The organism is Natrinema versiforme JCM 10478 (assembly GCF_000337195.1).
GTDB classification, from domain to species: domain Archaea; phylum Halobacteriota; class Halobacteria; order Halobacteriales; family Natrialbaceae; genus Natrinema; species Natrinema versiforme.
The window spans coordinates 79029-97393 of the sequence record NZ_AOID01000045.1 but is presented as its reverse complement, the minus strand read 5'-3'; the positions used below and the strand labels follow the sequence as shown (position 1 = coordinate 97393).

Here is an 18365-nt window from a genome sequence, read left to right as displayed (position 1 = left end):
TCGGTTGAAAGAGATGGTTCTAGTAACCCAGAAGCTAATCTAGTAACTCGTGGAACGATGAGAACCGATTCTAGCAGGAACTAGCAACAACAAAAACAACTCTAGTAGAATTATTCGGTCTGCTAGTTCTGCGGATACTGTTTCTAGCCTATCCAAATAAAGCTTCCCGTCCTAAATGCCCGTTCTCCCCCTCCCCCACCCTTTGTCTCGTTCCACTCGAAACAAAGGGGTGGGGGGCTTTCCCCTCCAAGAGTCATCTGTTAGCACGGAACACACTCCGATTCGATTTCCAAGATCGTTCTCCGTCTCCTCGCACAAACATACCTGATATCTTATGGAATTCATAGCGTGAATCCGATATGACCTCCCGAATGAGTCACCTCTCCATCGACTCACAGATCGCCTGAATAGAGGCGGAGTCGAAGCCACCGGTCAACCAGTGGGTCGAATCCTGATACGACCTTCGCACATGAATCCCGTCGACTCGAAACGATCCCCAATGGGACACCGTTTCGGTCGTCACCACGACCGGGAGTTGACGAGAACAGCGGCGGATCGACACGCATCCTGATCTTCATCGTGACCGGTCCCGTTTCGTCTCGAGCGAGAACATCCTCCTATCGCTCGTACACACCCTCCTGTCGCTCACACGCACGTTCAATTATAATTATCTTCAAACGATATCGTTCGGCAGCGTTGCGATCGAACACCGGACGTGACTTTCAGCGACCGATAGACGTGGCGGCGAAACGGTTCAGTCGACCGGAACGAGGGGGGAAGGGAAGGCTTTATTAGCGTGGTTTTCCTCTGTTTCGTTTGCATCAACTGGACCCGAATCGGGTATCTGGAACGGTGGATCATCCCACGGAGGCCATCATACCGCGATATTCCTGCTCCCCGGTCCGGCGTTCCACTCGAAATAAGGGGGTGCTGCATGACGGATGTCAGACGATAACTCAGAGACCACTGGCTCAGACGAGGTCGAGGTCGATGGAACGAGCGGGTTCTCGACGGATTTCGAGAACGCGGATCTCGGCGACGAAGAGTCGAATCAAGGGTTATTCGACGACCTTCTCAGCGGGGAACCGATCTTCGAGAACAAGGAAGTCCTCCGCCCGTCCTATACGCCACACGAACTCCCCCATCGGAGCGATCAGATCAACAAGATGGCGACGATTCTCGTCGCCGCGCTCCGCGGCGAAACGCCGTCGAACATTCTCATCTACGGGAAAACGGGAACCGGCAAGACCGCCAGCGCGAAGTTCGTCAGCAAGGAACTCGAGAGCACCTCCCAGAAGTACAGCGTCCCGTGTGACGTCGAGTACATCAACTGCGAGGTCACCGACACCCAGTATCGGGTCCTCGCACAGCTCGCGAACAAGTTCATCGACAAGAACAAAGAGCGCATCGACGACCGAATCGCGGACCTCGAGTCGGTGCTCGACGCCCTCGAGGCGTACGACGCCGACGCGAAACGCCGACGTGCTGACGCGGCCGACTCGAGCGATCGAACTGGCGAGGAAACGGCGTCGGACCCCTTCGATTTCGTCTCGAGCGAGGAGACGCGAGCAGAGACCGAGACGACGGTCTCGGAGACCGATCTTTCGGCTGGAGACGATAGCAGCGATATCGATACTCAGTCGGGCGATCTTCCACTCGAAACAGAGGGGTCCTCCAACGAGTCGGGGCAGCCGCCAGATTCGCCGCCCGCGGCAGATCCCGAACTGGCGGATACCGGGCCGCTCGATCGCGACGAGACGACGTCGGATTCGGCCCCGCTCCCGCCGGATCATCCCCTCGAATCGACGCCGTTCGGGAGCCGATCCGAGGTCGAAGACCGGATCGATGAACTCGAGGCCGACAAGGACTCCTTCGAAGAAGTACCGATGACCGGGTGGCCGACAGATCGGGTCTACAGTGTCTTCTTCGACGCCGTCGACTACGACGAGCGGGTCGTCGTCATCATGTTGGACGAGATCGACAAACTCGTCGAGAAAAGCGGCGACGACACGCTCTATAACCTCTCGCGGATGAACTCCGAACTCGAGAACTCGCGGGTGTCGATCATCGGTATCTCGAACGACCTGAAGTTCACCGACTTCCTCGATCCCCGCGTCAAGTCCTCGCTGGGCGAAGAGGAGATCGTCTTCCCGCCCTACGACGCGAATCAGCTGCGGGACATCCTCAAACACCGATCGGAGGTCGCGTTCAAGGGCAACGCGCTCTCCGACGACGTGATCCCGCTGTGTGCGGCCTTCGCCGCGCAGGAACACGGCGACGCGCGACGCGCGTTGGACCTGTTGCGGACCGCGGGCGAACTGGCAGAGCGGTCCCAAGCCGAGACGATCGTCGAGGAACACGTCCGGCAGGCCCAGGATAAGATCGAACTCGACCGCGTCGTCGAGGTCGTCCGCACCCTGCCCACGCAGTCGAAACTCGTCCTCTTCGCGATCATCCTCCTCGAGAAAAACGGCGTCCACAGCATCAACACGGGCGAGGTGTTCAACATCTACAAGCGCCTCTGCGAGGAAATCGATGCGGACGTATTGACCCAGCGGCGGGTCACCGACCTTATCAGCGAACTCGACATGCTCGGAATCGTCAACGCCGTCGTCGTCTCGAAGGGGCGATACGGCCGAACCAAGGAAATCAGCCTCTCCGTTCCACTCGAAGAGACGGAGGCCGTCCTCCTTTCCGACTCCCGCCTGAGCGACATCGACGACGTTCAGCCGTTCGTTCAGGCCCGGTTCGAGAACTGAAACACGTCTCCGACGCTTCTTGGCTGCTGTGTCCGCCGTTTGTTGTCTGCCTTTCGTGTCTCAGTTATCGTGACTGCTCGCTAGCCCGTTTCGACTGAGCCGGTGACACTTCTCACCAGCGTTGTGCAGCAACCCCCTTCCTTCCACTCGAGAGTGCTCCATTGGCTCGCCACATCCGAACGACTAGGGAACACGACCGAGATGATGGCAAGGACGACGACACCGAATGCGACGACGAACCGTGACAGACGACAAGAACGGACCGGACAAAACGAGTCGTCCCGCTGGGAAGCCGAACTAGCGACGTGATCGGCCGACCGCAACCGCAGCGCCGGCTCCGACACTGGCGAGGCCGGCGGCGACGGCGAGGTCACCGTCTCCCCCGAAGCCGGGAGCGTCGGCACCGGCCGGCGTCACCGTCGCGGCTGTCGGGTCCTGTAGCGACTGACTCGAGGGCGACGTGGGGACGAGCATCCCGCCGAGGAGTTTGTCGAACGTCAGGCGGACGTTGCCGAGCCACGGGATTCGGTACATCGCCTTGCCGGTGACCCACTCGGGTTTGACGATGTCGCTGATCCCGTTCCCGTACTGATCGTAGCCGTCGTTGGCGTCACCTTTCGTGACGAAGCCGGCGTGCTCTGCGGGGCAGGTCGCGATTTCCGTACAGGTCGCGTCGCCGACAATTTCCTCGCTGGCTTTCGTTTCGACCCAGTTTTCGTCCTCTTCGACCCAGAAGTGAGCGCGGTGGATCACTGGAATCTCCGATGGATCACCGTTCGGTTGATAGACGATCACGTCTCCGGGATTGCCGAACTTCTCGTGGCCGCTCTCTTGACCGTTTTCAAGCGTAACGACGCCGGTTCCGGCGGCGGGATTGTCACCGACGAATCGGTCATCGTCGACGACGAAGATGAGATCACCTTTGTGCATGTTCGGCTCCATGCTCCCGCTCTCGACGGCGACCAGCGGCGGCCAGATGCCGCTGACCGCAAACAGCAAGAGCCCGACGGCCGCGACGATGGCGACGCTGCTCAGTACGTCTCGAGCCATCACCACGGTCTCGTCGTCGGTGTGGAGAAACCAGCGGAGAACGCCGTCGTCCTCGATCGTGACGCCGTCAGCGTCGGCTTCGGAAGCGGTGGCGGCGGGTGGATCGTTCCGCGACGGTTCCTCGGCGGCGGGCGGTGGCTGTGACGTGCCGGCGCTTCGATCCCGTTGCTCGCGATCGGTGTCGCCGGGCTCGTCCGGGGGATCCCCGGAGTTAGAACCGCTCATCGTCACCCGTTTTGCGAGGCCCGACAATCAACTTTCTGTTCGGATGGGCCTGAGGTCGGGGACCGCCCGTCCCGTTCTCTCGCGGCCGTCATGGCTTGCGCTTTTCGGCGGCCATCGCGAACAGCGCGAGCGCGACGACTGCTGTACCGGCGAGGATAGCGATCGAGCCGACGCCGGTCAGCGACTGCACCGAGCCGACCGCTAACGTGAGTCCGCCGATCCACGGGACTCGAGCCATCGCTTTCCCGGTGATCCAGTCCGCGCTGACGACCGTCGTGTCCGCGCCCGACCGCGGCAGTTGGTCGTAGCCGGCGTTGGCGTCGCCTTTCGTAATGAAGCCGTCGTGCGGTGCCGGACACGAGACGATCTCGTTGCAGGTCGCGCCGTTCGTGAACTCTGGATTTGCCTCCGTCTCGATCCAGTTTTCGCCCGCCTCGACCCAGAAGTGGGCGCGGTGGATCGTCGGCGTCTCGGTCGGATCGCCGTTCGGCATGAAGACGATCACGTCGCCGGGATTGGCGAACTTCTCGTGATCGGTCGCCTGCCCGCTCTGGAACGTGACCACGCCGGTTCCCGCGACGGCACTGTCCCCCACGAACCGGTCATCGTCGGCGATAAAGACGAGGTCTCCCTGCGCGATGTTCGGCTCCATGCTCCCACTTTCGACGGCGACGAAGGCCGGCCAGACGCCGCTGATACCGAACAGAAGGAGGCTGCTGACGGCCACGATGGCAAGACACGTCGCGATGTCGCGACCCACAGTGACCGTCCAGTCGTCGGTCTCGAGCAGCCAGCGAACGACGCCGTCGTCGTCGATCGTGACCCGCTCCTCGCGCTCGGCCCGCGCTCGAGCACCCGGCTTCGGTTGGCGATCGGTGGCCTCTGAATCGCGATCAGCAGGGGAATCCGCGGAAAACGGAGCCGATTCGGAGTGCTCCTCGCGAGTATCGGACCGCTTCCCGTTCCGTTCGCCGTCGGGACCGTCCATCGGCAGTCGATTTCGCGGACCGAGGCATTAAGCTTCCGACGAACACGCCCTCGCGGGCGAGTCGCACGCGGGAACCAGACGCCCCGCTACTGCTGCCGAGGAGATGCAACTGCTGGCAGTTGCCCTCACCAGTCGCTGCCGAATTCCCCACGCTAACGGCCGACAAACACCCGCCTGAGACGGCGAGTCGCTACCCTTTTGGCCTCCCTCGCGAATGCGAGGAGTGTGCCACTCGAGGCCCCCGCTCGGATCGTCGGCGAACTCACGAGCCGCGGGTACAACGCCGAACGCGAGGCGGTGACGCGGCTCGCGTCGGCGGCGGACCCCGGCGCGGCCCTCGAGCGCGTGCTCGAGGACATTCCCGACGACGCGCTCGTGGTCCGCACCGAGCACGTAGAAGCCGTCCTCTCAGCGGACGGCGCGGGCGGCCCGGTCGGAGCCAGTACCGATGCCGGTGCCGACGCCGGATCCGCCGCCACGACCGAGCCGTCGCCCGCGGACCCGTCGGCCACCCCCTCCGTTTCGACTGGAACCGACGGGGCCCGCGGGAGCGAACCGGCCGACCCATCTCCAGTCGAAACGGGGGGGTCTCCGTCGGCGAACCGGTCCGCAGATCCGGCCCAACGGTCCCTCGAGATCGTCGGCGACATGACCGGTCAGAGTACGGGAACCGGCGAGTACAGCGACTTCGTCTCCGTCTTTCGCGACCGACTCGAGCGACTCGGATCGAAACTGCGCGGTCGGATCAACCACCGCCCGGCGACGGCTATCCAGAGTATGCCGGGCGGCAGCGAGGTCGCGATGGTCGGGCTGGTCAACGATATCCGCTCGACGGCCAGCGGCCACTGGCTGGTCGAACTCGAGGACGCGACCGGGACCTTCCCGTGGCTGGTGATGAAAGACAGGGACTACGCCGACCTCGTCGAGGAACTGCTCTGTGACGAGGTGTTGGCGATGGAGGGAACGCTGGCGGACGATTCGGGGATCGCGTTCGTCGACTCGATGCATTTCCCGGACGTTCCGCGGACCCACGAGCCGTCGACGGCGGACCGCCACGTGCAGGCGGCGCTGATCAGCGACGTCCACGTCGGCAGTCAGGAGTTCATGGCCGACGCGTGGAACGCCTTCGCCGACTGGCTTCACACGCCGGAGGCCCAACACGTCGAGTACCTACTGCTCGCGGGCGATATGGTCGAGGGCGTCGGCGTCTATCCCGACCAGGACGAGGAGCTCGATATCGTCGACATCTACGAGCAGTACGAGGCGTTCAGCGAGCATCTGAAGAAGATCCCCGGCGACATCGAGATCGTCATGATTCCGGGCAACCACGACGCGGTCCGGCTCGCCGAACCCCAGCCCGGCTTCGACGAGGAGCTCCGAGAGATCATGTCCGCCCACGACCCACAGATCGTGAGCAACCCGTCGATGGTGACCGTTGAGGGCGTCTCCGTGCTGATGTATCACGGCGTGTCGCTGGACGAGGTCATCGCGGAACTGCCCGAGGACAAAGCCAGCTACGACGACCCGCACAAGGCGATGTACCACCTCCTCAAGAAGCGCCACGTCGCGCCCCAGTTCGGGGGCCACACCCGGCTCGCACCCGAAGAAAAGGACTACCTGATCATCGACGAAGTGCCCGACATCTTCCATACGGGCCACGTCCACAAACTCGGCTTCGGCAAGTACCACGACGTGCTCGCGATCAACTCCGGCTGCTGGCAGGCCCAGACCGACTTCCAGAAGAGCGTCAACATCGATCCCGACGCCGGCTTCGCGCCGATCGTCGATCTGGACACGCTCGACGTGACCGTCCAGAAATTCAGTTAAGCCGTTGTCGTCCGTTCGTCGGTTCGCTCGAGTCTAGTTACGTACCGCAGCGTAGCGACGTTGAAAGCCCCGCTTACGTTTCGCTCTCAGCCGCCGACAGCCGAATGCGAACGTACTCCTCGAGTTCGCGTCGAGCCGCGAGGATCGGGTCGTCGCTGTTCGTCGTGGCCCGCTGGTTCTGTGCGCCGTAGATCGTCGTCGCGATGAACGCCGCGGTTTGCTCCGGATTGACGTCTCGGAAGACGCCCTGCTCGATCCCCCGGCGGACGATATCGGCGATGTGCTCGCGGAAGAAGTCGTCCGTTCTGGTGAACTGCTCCCGATAGGCGTCGTCGTGGGCGGCCTGCGCCCGAAGTTCCGTGACCGTGCTCATGAACTCGGTGTGGTCCGACTCGGGCGATTCCGGGAGGGAGTGATCGAGGAGTTCCTGTAGGTGCTCGCGGGCGTCGCTGAACCCGTCGGTCGGCACGTCGGCCTCGAGTCGCTCGAGTAAGAATTCAAGGAAGGCGACGAGCAACTCGTCTTTCCCGTCGTAATGCTGGTAGATCAGCGATTTGCTCTTGGGAAACTCCGCGCCGATGCGCTGTATCGTCAGGTCGGCGTACCCGTGTTTCCGCAGCGCGGCGTAGGTCGCGTGCATGATCTCCGTGTGCGTCTCGTCCGGTGCCGATTGGAACGGATCGGGTGCATCCATTATGAATGAATATTCATTCACAAGCTATATGCGTTATGGATCCGTTTGAATACCCGTGAACGCGATCGATGCCCAACACGTCGAACTTACCTATGCCGACGGAACAGAGGCCGTCAGCGACCTCACGCTCGAGATTCCCGAGGGGGAGTTCTTCGGCTTTCTTGGCGCGAACGGGGCCGGGAAGACGACGACCATCAAGGTCCTCGTGACGCTGTTGAAACCGACCGGGGGAACCGTCACCGTCAACGGGTTCGACGTCGAGGCCGATCCGCGCTCGGTCCGCGAATCGATCGGTTACATGGCCCAAGAGACCAGTATCGATCCCGAACTCACGGCCCGCGAGAACATCCGCTTCGCCTGCGAGGCCTACGGCGTCTCGGCCGGCGACCGCGGCGATCGGATCGACGACCTCCTCGAACTCGTCGATCTCGCCGACGTCGCGAACAAACAGGCGAAGGACTTCTCCGGCGGGATGCAGAAACGCCTCGACGTCGCGACCGCGCTGGTCCACGAGCCGCCCATCGTCTTCCTCGACGAGCCGACGACCGGACTCGACCCGAAGGCCCGCAACCGGCTCTGGGACTACTTCGAGCGCATCAACGACCGCGGGACGACGGTCTTTCTGACCACGCAGTACTTGGAGGAGGCCGATCAGCTCTGCGACCGGATCGGCGTCATCCGGGACGGGTCGATAGTCGCCTCGGGCTCGCCGTCGGAGCTCAAGGCCCGCGTCGGCGGTGCCGTCCTCGAGATCGAGATCGCAGACCCCGACGATGCGACCCTCGAGCGCGCTCGCCGGGCCGCGGTCGACGCGGACGTCTTCGACGATGCGCCAATCGAGGTCACCGACGAGGGGCTCAGCGTCCGGTCGACGGCGGCCAGACGGCGCGGCACGGACCTGCTCGTCGCGCTGAAAGAGGCGGAGATCCCCGTCACCGGCTTCAACGTCCGCGATCCGACGCTCGACGACGTCTTCCTCGCGATCACGGGCGACGGTCTCGACGATGAGGAGGCGGCCGCCGAGGATCGAACCGCGGCCGCGGAGGTGGACCGATGAGCGCCGAGGCGGAGACCGGCCGGAAGACCAGCGGGAACGGCTTCGTCGGCGATACGTGGATCAACCTGAAGCGCTGGGTGCTGAAGACCACCCGCAACCCGTTCGTGATGACCGTCTCGCTGCTGAATCCGATCATCTTCCTCGTGCTCTTTACGGAAGTGTTCGGACAGATCACCGCGGGCGCGGTCAGTCAGAGCCTCGGCACGGAGGCGAGCTACGTGACCTATCTCGTCCCCGCGATCGTGATCCAGACGGCGCTCATCGCCGCGACGACCTCCGGGATCGGCCTCGTCGAGGACATCGAAAACGGCATGTTCGAAAAGGTGCTCGTCTCGCCGATGCACCGCGGGGCGGTGTTCCTCGGGAAGTCCCTCTCGGAGGTCCTCCGCATCGTCGTCCAAGTCACGATTATCCTCGTCCTCGGCTACGTCCTCCTCGCTCTCGACACGGGCGCGTCGCTCGACGAGTACATCGCCACGGGCGTTCCCGGCGCGCTCGGCATCGTCGCCGTCGCGATCGTGTTCTCGGTCTGGTTCACCGCGCTCTCGAACGTGGTGGCGCTGCTCACGCGCGATCAGGAGTCGACCATCATCGCGGTGAACCTGCTGCAGTTCCCCCTGCTGTTCCTCTCCAGTGCCTTTCTCCCCCTCGAGATCCTCCCGGGCTGGGTCCAGACCGTCGCCGCGCTCAACCCGATCACCTACGGCGTCGACGCCGCCCGCGCGCTGATGTTCGGACAGGACGTGATGACCGTCATCGAGGTGTCGAGCTTCGGCGGGCTCTGGAACACGCTGGTGCCGGCCCTCGCCGTCTTGGCCGCGCTGGATCTCGTCCTCGGTGCCGTCGCCGTCTCCTCCCTGAACAGCGCCTCGAGCTCAGATGTGCAGTAAGCGCTCCGCTGTCGATTCCGTTCTATCCGCCGGTACGATCGCAGCCATGGCGTCAGGGCTCGAGGCGGAACCGCGTCGTCGGCGAGCCGTTGAATCGCGGGCCTCGGCCGCGTCGGTCGAAGCCGAGGTCTTCGGCGGCGGTCTCGATGGGGTCGGCGTCCTGTGACGCCAACACTTCGACGGCCATCGACTCACGTTCGGCGAATCGGACGGGTTCGGCCAGCAGCCGTTTGCAGGCCTCGCTCGTGCCGTCGAGTTGGGTGACGTGGACGGTGTCCTCGCGCGCGTCGAAGCTGATGAAGCCGAGCAGGTCCTCCGGATCGGAGCCGTCGTACTGCGATCCCGAGACGTCCGCGTTCGGATCGTGGCTCCCGTCCTCCGCGACGCGCACCGTCCGGTCGTGGACGAGATTCCGCATCACGTCCGTCGGGGAGTCGGCGATCGACGCGAGCGCGTCGGCATCGGCCTCGAGTGCGTCCCGTACGTTCATCGACGTATGGTAATGCGGCGCACGAACATAAATCCCGTCGCGGATTGCCGTCGGCGGCGATTCGACCGGGACCGATCGCCGGCCCGGTCGGGCGGACTCGCGCTCGCTCGAGGTGGATAAAAATGCGACCGATGGGACACAGTTATCTGCACGCTCTGGTAACGGACCGAGTATGAGTCATACCACCGTAACGCACGCGGCCAGTGAGGTGTCGGCATGCGCGTCGTAGCCAAGTTCGGCGGGACCAGTCTCGGCAGCGGGGATCGGATCAACCGCGCCGCGGATTCGATCGCCGCGGCCGTTGAGGACGGCCACGAGATCGCGGTCGTCGCCAGCGCGATGGGATCGACCACCGACGAACTGCTCGACGAGATCTCCTTCGAGACCGACGAGGCCGACCGCGCCCAGATCGTCAGCATGGGCGAGCGGACCTCCGTTCGCATGCTCAAGGCCGCGCTGTCGGCCCGCGGCATCGACGCGATCTTCCTCGAGCCCGGCAGCGATCGGTGGCCCGTGGTCACCGACGAGTACGGCGAGGTCAACGTTGAGGAGACCAAGAAACGCGCCGCTGACGTCGCGGCGGATCTCGACGGGACGGTCCCAGTCATCACCGGCTTCCTCGCGGAGGGGCCGGACGGCTCGATCACGACGCTCGGCCGCGGTGGCAGTGACACCACGGCGGTCATGATGGGCAAGTACATGGACGCCGACGAGGTCGTCATCGTGACCGACGTCGAGGGCGTCATGACCGGCGACCCACACGTCGTCGAGGGGGCGCGAAACGTCGGCGAGATCTCGGTCGACGAGCTCCGGAACCTCTCGTTCCGCGGGGCCGAGGTCGTCGCGCCCTCCGCGCTTTCCTACAAGGAGGGCAACTTGGACGTCCGCGTCGTCCACTACCAGCACGGCGACCTGCTCTCGGGCGGGACGAGCATCGAGGGCGAGTTCAAGAACCTCGTCGACCTGCGCGAGCGGCCGCTCGCCTGCCTGACTGTCGCCGGTCGGGCGATCCGAAACGAGCCCGGCATCTTCCATCACCTCTCGGAGGCGCTCCACGAGAGCGACGTCAACGTCGACGCCGTCGCCAGCGGGATGGACACCATCACGTTCTACATCGACGAGGAAGAAGCCGAACGCGCCGAGAACATCCTCCATCGCGAGGTCATCGCCCGCGACGAACTCTCCTCGGTCACCGTCGACTCGCCGATCGCCGTCATCCGCGTCACCGGCGGCGAACTCCCCAACCAGCCGGGAATCATCAGCGAGATCGTCAACCCCCTCGCCGAGGCCCGCATCCACCTGCAGGACATCATCACGAGCGCGACCAGCGTCGCCCTCTTCGTCAACTGGGACGACCGTGAGGAGACCCTCGAACTGACTCAGGACCTGTTCTAGGGCACGCGCCTCGAGTCGGGACCGAACCGATTCCGTCGGCCGATTTCGTGCAACGTTCTCGCGATCGAGACACTGTTTTAGCCGTTGACTAGCCGCTCGAAATCTCGATAACGGGGGTCGTAACGAAGGGGGACGAGATGGGAGTCGTCGCTATGAGCACAGAGCAGCCGGGCACGGACGTGTTCGAAGAGATCGATCCCGATCCCGACGCGGTCCTGGCCGAATTCGGCGTCGACTCGCTCGACGAACTCGCCACAGACGGCGGCGCACACGACCCTACCACCGACGACGAAATCAGCGAGGCGCTACGCGCCTCGAGCAGTCGGACGCAGTCCGACGACGATGTGGACGACACCACCGCGGCCGAACTGTTCGCCGACCTCGCAGACCACGCCACTGACTCTCGAGCGACTGATCCCGCAGACCGGGGCCCCGACGACGGCGTGACCGACGCGCCGGTCGATTCGACCGACGGGGACGCCCCGTCCGGATTCGAGGAGTTCGAGGCGGCCGTCGTCGCCGAGCCGACAGTCGCTGCCCGCGAGGACGAGGGCCTCGTCGAGTCGACGGCCGCCGAACTCAACGCGGTTGCTGAGCGCGTGGTCGGGTCCGACGAGACGGCCGCTGCCGACGAGACCGAAGCGCCGCTCGAGTCCCAATTGCGACTCGAGACCGAAGCACCGACTCCGACCGATTCCGATGCCTCGACTGCTGTGGACGAGGGCGACAGCGGCCCGGTGGCTGACACTCGAAGCGCCGCGGAGACGGATACTCGAGACGCCGCCCGGAGCGACGATTCCGCGTCCGACCGGTCGCTCACGCTGTCCTACGGGACGACGGACGAACTGGAACTCGTCGGTCCCGAGCCGACGACGACGCGAGTCGGGACCGACGCCTTCGGTCGCACCGGCGCGGACGGGTCCTGATCACGGACGTCTCGGCTGGTATTCGAGTCGCTCGAGCGCGGAAACGCTGGGGCCGGTCGGTCGCGCAACGGGCCGCCGCGACGGTTGCCCGTCGATGCGCCGATCCGGTTCGAAACGGACGCTTCGACCCATCGATGCACACGAACTCTCAATTAGACTGAACACGCGCGACGGCGTTGGGTTGGTATGGTCGCATACAAGACGAAAGTAGCCGAACGGATCCACCTCCCCGCTCGAGACCGGCGCGAACGGGCGCTCGCCGAGGCCGGATACAACGTCTTCGATCTCGACGCCGAGGACGTCTTCGTCGATCTCCTGACCGACAGCGGTACCGGTGCGATGAGCGACGCCCAGTGGGCGGCGATAATGGGCGGTGACGAGTCCTATGCCGGCTCGAAGAGCTTCGACGACCTCGAGTCGGCAGTCCGGGACGTGATGGGGTTCTCGCGCGTCGTCCCGACCCATCAGGGCCGGGGCGCGGAGAACATCCTCTACGGAACGCTGCTCTCCGAGGGCGACGTCGCGCTCAACAACACCCACTTCGATACGACTCGCGCCCACGTCGCGAATCAGGGTGCCGACCCGATCGACTGCCCCGCCGAGGGGGCTCACGACCTCGAGTCGGACGATCCGTTCAAGGGGAACTTCTCGCTCGAGCGCGCCCGCTCGGTCGTCGACGAGGTGGGCGCTGAGCGCGTGCCGCTGGTGATTCTGACGATCACGAACAACTCGACGGCAGGTCAGCCGGTCAGCGTCGAAAACACCCGTCGTGTTCGGGACTTTGCCGACGAAATCGACGCAACGTTCGTCATCGACGCCTGCCGGTTCGCTGAGAACGCCGGCTTCGTCCGGCGGCGCGAAGCGGAGTTCGCCGGGGCCGATATCGACGAAATCGTCCGCGAACAGCTCTCCTCCGCCGACGCCATCGTCATGAGCGGCAAGAAAGACGGACTGGCCAACGCGGGCGGCTTCGTCGCGACCGACGACGAGGCGCTGTTCGAGCGGTGCAAGCAGCGAGCGATCCTCTACGAGGGGTTTCCGACCTACGGCGGGATGTCCGGGCGGGACGTCGCCGCGCTGGCCGTCGGCCTCCGCGAGGCCGTCGAGGAGGCGTACGTGGCCGACCGCCTCGACGGCGTCCGGGAGTTTGCCGCACTGCTCGAGGATGCCGGCGTACCGATTTACACGCCGCCCGGCGGCCACGCCGTCTATCTCGACGCGAGCGCCGCGCTCCCGCATCTCCCGGCCGACGAGTTCCCGGGACAGGCGCTGGTCTGTGAACTGTATCGAGAAGGCGGCGTCCGCGGGGTCGAACTCGGGAGTTTCGCGTTCCCCGAGACGGATCGACCCGAACTGGTCCGACTCGCGGTCCCGCGCCGGACCTATCACACCGAACACTTCGAACACGTCGCTGAAACCGCCGCGACCGTCCTCGAGAACCGCGAGACGGTCGCCGGACTCGAGATCGCGTCCGAACCCGACAACCGAGAGCTACGGCATTTCACGGCCGATCTCGAGCCGATATCCGCGTGAGAATCTAAGGACCGCTCGAGTCGTCGGCCGAACCGTGATTAGCGACTCAAGAGCGCGCGCTGGGCCCGATCTTTCAGGCTCGGCTCCGGTTCGGACTGCCGTCCCATCCGCTGTTTCGCGAGGCTTCGGACGCTCCGCTGGGCCTGTTCGGAAGTCGCGAGATCGATCGCCCAGTCGGGGACCTGCGATTCGATTTCCTGCCGTTTCTCGGCCTTGAGCTGACTGTACCGACGCAACGCGAGGCCGACGCCGATGAACATGGCGGCGTCGGTGAGCTCTCGGCGGAATCGGTTTCGGTCGTTACGGACCGCGATCGCCTTGGCCAGCGAAATGACCCCGATCCCGAGGTAGAGCGTGGCGTTTCGCGACGGATTGCCGCTGAGTAACCCTTTGAGTGCCATGCGGCGGTGTCTACCACGTTCGGTCGGGAGAAAGCACCGCTGGCAGGCGACGGGTCTTAGTCGGACTCGGTCTCGAGACTGCGCTTGACGCCGCGGTGTCGCTGCTCGTCGATCGGCTCGATCGAAAAGCCGACCCGCTCGTAGAACGGGCGGACGCCGTCGTCGAACCGCGCCGTCAGCCGTCCTTCTCGCTCGAGGGCGCGGTCGATCAGCGCCCGTCCGATGCCGCGCCCGCGGTGTCGGCGGCGAACACCGATCGCCGAGACGTGTGCCCCCGGCCCCTCGCGGGACTCGAGCACGGCCGTCCCCAGCACCCGTTCGCGGCTCGCGTCGGTCGTTCCGCCGCGGTCGTCGCCGGCGACGAAGACGTTTCCCGCCGCGATCCGGGCCTCGACATCGCCGGGCTCGAGCATGGCCGCGTCGAGGATGCGCCGGACCTCGAGTGCGTCGTCGGGGGTGGCTGTGCGGACGAACATTCGTCAGGTGCGTCGGTCGGCGCGGGCTAACAACGCGTCGATCACGAGTCGGTCGAGCACCGTCCGGTCGCGGTCGGCCGCGGTGACCGCCAGCCCGTCGGAGACGGCGGCCCCCACATCGGAGACGGCCACCGCCGGGTCCGCCGGCTCGACCGGTGCCGTCAGATCCGCAAGCGTCAGTCGATTCGGTCCCGGACCGACGTTCGGCAGGGCCCTATCGAGGGCGGGTTCGGCCATACGCCGTGTACCGCGTCGACCGGCAAAGCGACTGGGCTTTCACCGGCGGCTCGGCAGCCCTTCCGTCGACGCTTGGTGAACCGGAACAGGTTTCGCTCATCGTTTTGCGCCCGAAGTAACGATTAAGTGATCGTGCGTGGTACTATCTATCAGTATGGGGGCTGGACACGTCCGATCAATTGACAATCAGGAAACGAACCATCGTTCACGAGTCGATCTGCGAACCGAACCGCGCTCCAAAGAGCCGATGTGACAACCCGTGAGTCTGATCGCAATCCTCGATATCGCCCACCCGGATCTCGCGTTGACGCCGACGATTCGCGATTGCCCGGACGCCTCCATCGAGGTCGTACCCCACTCCACGACGGACCCGGAGACGGGACTGTTCTTCTACCTTGTCGAGGGCGCAGACGACACCTTCGAGGATGTCCTCGAGCGCGACCACACGGTCGTGGACTGGATGCTCGTCGACGACCTCGGCTCGACGCGCATCTATCGGCTCCAGCACGCTGCGGACACCATGTTGATCTCGCCGATGACGACCGAACTCGGCGGGTTGCTGTTGAAAGCGGAGAGCAACGACCGGGGCTGGACCAATCGCCTCCATCTCCCCGATCGGGAAGCCCTCGCCGAACTCTGCGAGTGCTGTGAGGACACGGACATCGCCTTCGATCTTCAACGGATGTTCCGACAGGACGAGTGGACCGGTGCGACGGCCCCCGAGGTGACCGACGAACAGCGCGCCGCGCTGGTGACCGCCCACGAGGAGGGCTACTTCGAGGAGCCCCGCGACACGTCGCTGGAGGAACTCGCCGAACGCCTCGGCATCTCACCGACGGCCGTCGGCGGGCGCATCCGTCGCGGGACCGGCCAACTGGTCGAAACGACGCTTCTCGAGGAGTAACGCGACAGGACGAACCCGGCGCGGAGTGCTCCGATTCGGGCGGCCGGGAGACCTCGCAGTGGGACGAGTCGGCCACGGCCTTACTCGAGGCGTACGACATGCCGGCAGACCCGTCTGGCTCGAGCGCGCTCGCTGCCGGATCTCGTTTCGGCACCGACACCGTCCGGCGCGCTAACGTGTTCGGTCCTGGGTATAAAAGCGGCACCGATTATTAAGATAAACGTTGATTGATACACTTGTTATCTTACCCCGTGGTGCATGTCATCATGGAAAGGCACGACGCGGAATCGGTGCCGTCACGGGGCGACGGTGCGGTCGTCTGCCCGTCAGCGAGTATGACTGAATCGATCACGACCGCCGTTGGAACGCCACAGGCGCGTGATCCCTCATGAGCGAGACCGACCGCACGACCGACGAAACCGGACCGATCCGTACCTTTCTCGACGAGCTCGATCCCGTCGTCTTCGGGGTCGGCTTCGTCGTCGCCGCGTTAGTCGTCGTGGCGTTTCTCTTCCGGGAGAGTCGAACGCTCGAGATCATGGAGGGGACAAACGAGTTCCTGTGGACGAGTTTCGGCTGGGCGTATCTCGTGTCGATGTTCGCCCTCGTGGCGTTCGTGTTGTACCTCATCTTCGGCCCGTGGGGCAATATCAAGCTGGGAAAGGACGACGAAGAGCCCGAGTTCAGCTTCCTCGGGTACTTCGCGATGTTGTACTCCGCGGGGATCGCCGCCGGTATCGTTTTCTGGGGGCCGGCGGAGGCGATCTTCCACTACTCGACGCCCTCGCCGTTTTCGGGTGTCGAAGCCGAGTCGACGGGTGCCGCCGTCAGCGCGCTCCAGTACACGTTCTTCCACTGGGGGCTCTCGGCGTGGTCGGCCTACGTGATCGTGGCGATCCCGATCGCCTACTTCGCCTACCGCCGGGACGCGCCGCTGCGCATCTCGACGATCATCGGCCCGATCATCGGGTTCGACAACCTCGACAGCCCGTGGGCGAAACTCGTTGACATCCTCGCCGTCTTCGCCACGATCGGCGGCATCGCGACGACGCTCGGACTGGTCGGCAATCAGTTCCTCGTCGGCCTCGAGTACGCCGCCGGGGTCTCCTTCGGCGACGCCGGCACGGTGCTCGTGATCACGGGGCTGACGGTGGCCTTTACGATCTCGGTCGCGCTCGGCGTCGAGAAAGGGATCCGCCGCATTTCGTACTTCAACATGGGGCTGTTTGTCGTCCTGACGGTCGCGGCGTTCATCCTCGGGCCGACGGTGTACATCATGACCGTCGGCACCCAAGCGCTGGGGGCGTACGTCAACGAGTTCATCTCGATGAGCTTCTTCATGGGCGCGAGCGAGACCGGCGGACAGGGTGCCGACGCCGGCTTCGTCGGCGCGTGGACCGTCTTCTACTGGGCGTGGTGGTTCTCGTGGGCTCCGTTCGTCGGCCTCTTCATCGCCCGCATTTCCCGCGGGCGAACCGTCCGGCAGGTCGCCGCCACCGGCGTCGTCGCCTCGACGGCCATCACGATCCCGTGGTTCGCGACGATGGGCGGGACCTCGATCTTCCTGCAATCGAGCGGGCAGGCCGACATCCTCGGCACGCTCGAGGCGTGGGGCTTCGAGGAGGCCGTCGCCGGCTACCCGCTGTTCGAAGCGCTGCCGGCCGGCCAGTTGCTCACCGCGCTCTTCCTGGTGCTGGTGACGACCTTTTTCGTGACGTCGGCGGACTCCTCGACGCTCGCGCTGGGGATGCTCACCACCGGCGGCAAGGAGAAGCCGTCGACGATCAACCGGGTCATCTGGAGCGTTCTCATGGGGACGCTGGCCTCGCTGTTGATGGTCGCCGGCGGCACCACCGCGTTACAACAGGCCGCGATCATCGCCGGCGGTCCCTTCGCGATCATCACGCTGATCGCCGTCGGCGTCATGATCTGGGTCTTCGGCAGCCGTCGGGCGGTCTTCTTACACGAGGAGGATCGATCGACCACGCCGACCGGCTCGGCCGCCTCCGACGACGACTAACTGCGGGCGTCGGACGGCGATACGATCGGCCTGCAGTCGCCGTTCTCGTTTCGTCTCGGATCACCGCGATCCGAGAATACCACTGTGTTCTCCCGTCTCCCAACGAACGGTACGTACAGCAGAGAGGGATCTCGAGCCGGTTCGGATACGAAACGCGAACAAATTCGCGACGCGGTCGTATCGCCGCGTGACTCGCCGGTCTCACCCGCCCTTGATCAGCCGGAGCACCGTCACGTGGTCGCTCTCGACGGGCTGGTCCTCGGGGACCGGACGACCGTCGACGAGGACACTGACCTCGTGGGGGCTCAGGTCGACTTCGCGCAGCAGGTCCGCGTAGGTCGGCGTCGCGCCGTCGGGACCGCTGGTATCGTCGCCATCGGCGTCGCCGACCCCGCCAGCGGTGTCAGCGCCGGCGGCCGCGGCTCCCGCCACCGCCTCGAGATCGAGTTCGTAGGTGTCCTCGCCCTTGACGTCGACGGTGACGTGCATACCT

17 protein-coding genes are annotated in these 18365 nt (G+C 64.7%); 9 read left to right on the top strand and 8 right to left on the bottom strand.

The window, feature by feature from the left end:
- The first annotated feature begins 941 nt into the window (after positions 1 to 941).
- A complete protein-coding gene (locus C489_RS14420) occupies positions 942 to 2759 on the top strand; it encodes a Cdc6/Cdc18 family protein (protein ID WP_006432044.1) in 1818 nt (605 codons plus the stop codon).
- A gap of 297 nt (positions 2760 to 3056) precedes the next feature.
- Here the strand turns inward: C489_RS14420 and C489_RS14415 are convergent, their stop codons facing one another.
- Both C489_RS14415 and C489_RS14410 read right to left on the bottom strand, forming a co-directional pair.
- On the bottom strand, positions 3057 to 4034 hold the full coding sequence (locus tag C489_RS14415; RefSeq protein WP_006432043.1) for a S24/S26 family peptidase: 978 nt from the start codon (positions 4032 to 4034) through the stop codon (positions 3057 to 3059).
- 88 nt (positions 4035 to 4122) lie between these two features.
- On the bottom strand, positions 4123 to 5022 hold the full coding sequence (locus tag C489_RS14410; protein WP_006432042.1) for a S24/S26 family peptidase: 900 nt from the start codon (positions 5020 to 5022) through the stop codon (positions 4123 to 4125).
- A gap of 225 nt (positions 5023 to 5247) precedes the next feature.
- Between C489_RS14410 and C489_RS14405 the strand changes: the two genes are divergently transcribed.
- Complete coding sequence (locus C489_RS14405; protein WP_006432041.1) at positions 5248 to 6849, top strand: DNA-directed DNA polymerase II small subunit; 1602 nt, start codon at positions 5248 to 5250, stop codon at positions 6847 to 6849.
- Positions 6850 to 6922: 73 nt separating this feature from the next.
- Here the strand turns inward: C489_RS14405 and C489_RS14400 are convergent, their stop codons facing one another.
- Positions 6923 to 7543, bottom strand: a complete 621-nt coding sequence (locus tag C489_RS14400) for a TetR/AcrR family transcriptional regulator (protein WP_006432040.1) — start codon at positions 7541 to 7543, stop codon at positions 6923 to 6925.
- A 55-nt stretch (positions 7544 to 7598) separates the two neighbouring features.
- On the opposite strand from C489_RS14400, the gene C489_RS14395 reads away from it, so the two are divergent.
- Together C489_RS14395 and C489_RS14390 are read left to right on the top strand one after the other, a co-directional pair.
- On the top strand, positions 7599 to 8600 hold the full coding sequence (locus tag C489_RS14395; RefSeq protein WP_006432039.1) for an ABC transporter ATP-binding protein: 1002 nt from the start codon (positions 7599 to 7601) through the stop codon (positions 8598 to 8600).
- Positions 8597 to 9490, top strand: coding sequence for an ABC transporter permease (locus C489_RS14390; protein ID WP_006432038.1), 894 nt, complete (start codon positions 8597 to 8599; stop codon positions 9488 to 9490). Before C489_RS14395 ends, C489_RS14390 begins: the two co-directional genes overlap by 4 nt.
- 52 nt (positions 9491 to 9542) lie before the next feature.
- Here the strand turns inward: C489_RS14390 and C489_RS14385 are convergent, their stop codons facing one another.
- Positions 9543 to 9980: a hypothetical protein gene (locus tag C489_RS14385; RefSeq protein ID WP_006432037.1), complete on the bottom strand. Its 438-nt coding sequence runs from the start codon at positions 9978 to 9980 to the stop codon at positions 9543 to 9545.
- Between the two features lie 216 nt (positions 9981 to 10196).
- Between C489_RS14385 and C489_RS14380 the strand changes: the two genes are divergently transcribed.
- From C489_RS14380 to C489_RS14370, 3 genes are all read left to right on the top strand, one after another.
- Positions 10197 to 11375 (top strand): aspartate kinase, encoded by a 1179-nt coding sequence (locus tag C489_RS14380; protein WP_006432036.1) that lies wholly within the window; start codon positions 10197 to 10199, stop codon positions 11373 to 11375.
- A gap of 152 nt (positions 11376 to 11527) precedes the next feature.
- Entirely contained in the window at positions 11528 to 12301 is a 774-nt protein-coding gene (locus C489_RS14375) for a hypothetical protein (RefSeq protein WP_049890905.1), read from the top strand.
- A 186-nt stretch (positions 12302 to 12487) separates the two neighbouring features.
- Positions 12488 to 13834 carry a tryptophanase gene (locus tag C489_RS14370; protein WP_006432034.1) on the top strand — a complete coding sequence of 449 codons (1347 nt, stop codon included), beginning with the start codon at positions 12488 to 12490 and terminating at the stop codon, positions 13832 to 13834.
- A 38-nt stretch (positions 13835 to 13872) separates the two neighbouring features.
- On the opposite strand, the gene C489_RS14365 is transcribed toward C489_RS14370, so the two are convergent.
- From C489_RS14365 to C489_RS14355, 3 genes are read right to left on the bottom strand one after another with little or no spacing between them, the layout of a single operon-like run.
- Positions 13873 to 14235, bottom strand: a complete 363-nt coding sequence (locus tag C489_RS14365; RefSeq protein WP_006432033.1) for a hypothetical protein — start codon at positions 14233 to 14235, stop codon at positions 13873 to 13875.
- A gap of 56 nt (positions 14236 to 14291) precedes the next feature.
- Positions 14292 to 14711 carry a GNAT family N-acetyltransferase gene (locus C489_RS14360; RefSeq protein ID WP_006432032.1) on the bottom strand — a complete coding sequence of 140 codons (420 nt, stop codon included), beginning with the start codon at positions 14709 to 14711 and terminating at the stop codon, positions 14292 to 14294.
- A 3-nt stretch (positions 14712 to 14714) separates the two neighbouring features.
- A complete protein-coding gene (locus tag C489_RS14355; protein ID WP_006432030.1) occupies positions 14715 to 14948 on the bottom strand; it encodes a hypothetical protein in 234 nt (77 codons plus the stop codon).
- A 259-nt stretch (positions 14949 to 15207) separates the two neighbouring features.
- Between C489_RS14355 and C489_RS14350 the strand changes: the two genes are divergently transcribed.
- Entirely contained in the window at positions 15208 to 15852 is a 645-nt protein-coding gene (locus C489_RS14350) for a helix-turn-helix domain-containing protein (RefSeq protein ID WP_006432029.1), read from the top strand.
- A 388-nt stretch (positions 15853 to 16240) separates the two neighbouring features.
- The gene (locus tag C489_RS14345; RefSeq protein ID WP_006432028.1) at positions 16241 to 17872 is read left to right on the top strand and encodes a BCCT family transporter; all 1632 of its coding nucleotides are present in this window, start codon (positions 16241 to 16243) and stop codon (positions 17870 to 17872) included.
- A gap of 201 nt (positions 17873 to 18073) precedes the next feature.
- Here C489_RS14345 and samp2 read toward each other — a convergent pair whose 3' ends face one another.
- Positions 18074 to 18361, bottom strand: coding sequence for a ubiquitin-like small modifier protein SAMP2 (samp2, locus tag C489_RS14340; RefSeq protein ID WP_006432027.1), 288 nt, complete (start codon positions 18359 to 18361; stop codon positions 18074 to 18076).
- Between the last annotated feature and the right edge of the window lie 4 nt (positions 18362 to 18365).

Coding starts and splice junctions, on each gene's coding strand:
- C489_RS14420 (WP_006432044.1), top strand. CDS start 942: ATGTCAGACGATAACTCAGAGACCACTGGCTCAGACGAGGTCGAGGTC.
- C489_RS14415 (WP_006432043.1), bottom strand. CDS start 4,034: ATGAGCGGTTCTAACTCCGGGGATCCCCCGGACGAGCCCGGCGACACC.
- C489_RS14410 (WP_006432042.1), bottom strand. CDS start 5,022: ATGGACGGTCCCGACGGCGAACGGAACGGGAAGCGGTCCGATACTCGC.
- C489_RS14400 (WP_006432040.1), bottom strand. CDS start 7,543: ATGGATGCACCCGATCCGTTCCAATCGGCACCGGACGAGACGCACACG.
- C489_RS14390 (WP_006432038.1), top strand. CDS start 8,597: ATGAGCGCCGAGGCGGAGACCGGCCGGAAGACCAGCGGGAACGGCTTC.
- C489_RS14385 (WP_006432037.1), bottom strand. CDS start 9,980: ATGAACGTACGGGACGCACTCGAGGCCGATGCCGACGCGCTCGCGTCG.
- C489_RS14380 (WP_006432036.1), top strand. CDS start 10,197: ATGCGCGTCGTAGCCAAGTTCGGCGGGACCAGTCTCGGCAGCGGGGAT.
- C489_RS14375 (WP_049890905.1), top strand. CDS start 11,528: ATGAGCACAGAGCAGCCGGGCACGGACGTGTTCGAAGAGATCGATCCC.
- C489_RS14370 (WP_006432034.1), top strand. CDS start 12,488: ATGGTCGCATACAAGACGAAAGTAGCCGAACGGATCCACCTCCCCGCT.
- C489_RS14365 (WP_006432033.1), bottom strand. CDS start 14,235: ATGGCACTCAAAGGGTTACTCAGCGGCAATCCGTCGCGAAACGCCACG.
- C489_RS14360 (WP_006432032.1), bottom strand. CDS start 14,711: ATGTTCGTCCGCACAGCCACCCCCGACGACGCACTCGAGGTCCGGCGC.
- C489_RS14355 (WP_006432030.1), bottom strand. CDS start 14,948: ATGGCCGAACCCGCCCTCGATAGGGCCCTGCCGAACGTCGGTCCGGGA.
- C489_RS14345 (WP_006432028.1), top strand. CDS start 16,241: ATGAGCGAGACCGACCGCACGACCGACGAAACCGGACCGATCCGTACC.
- samp2 (WP_006432027.1), bottom strand. CDS start 18,361: ATGCACGTCACCGTCGACGTCAAGGGCGAGGACACCTACGAACTCGAT.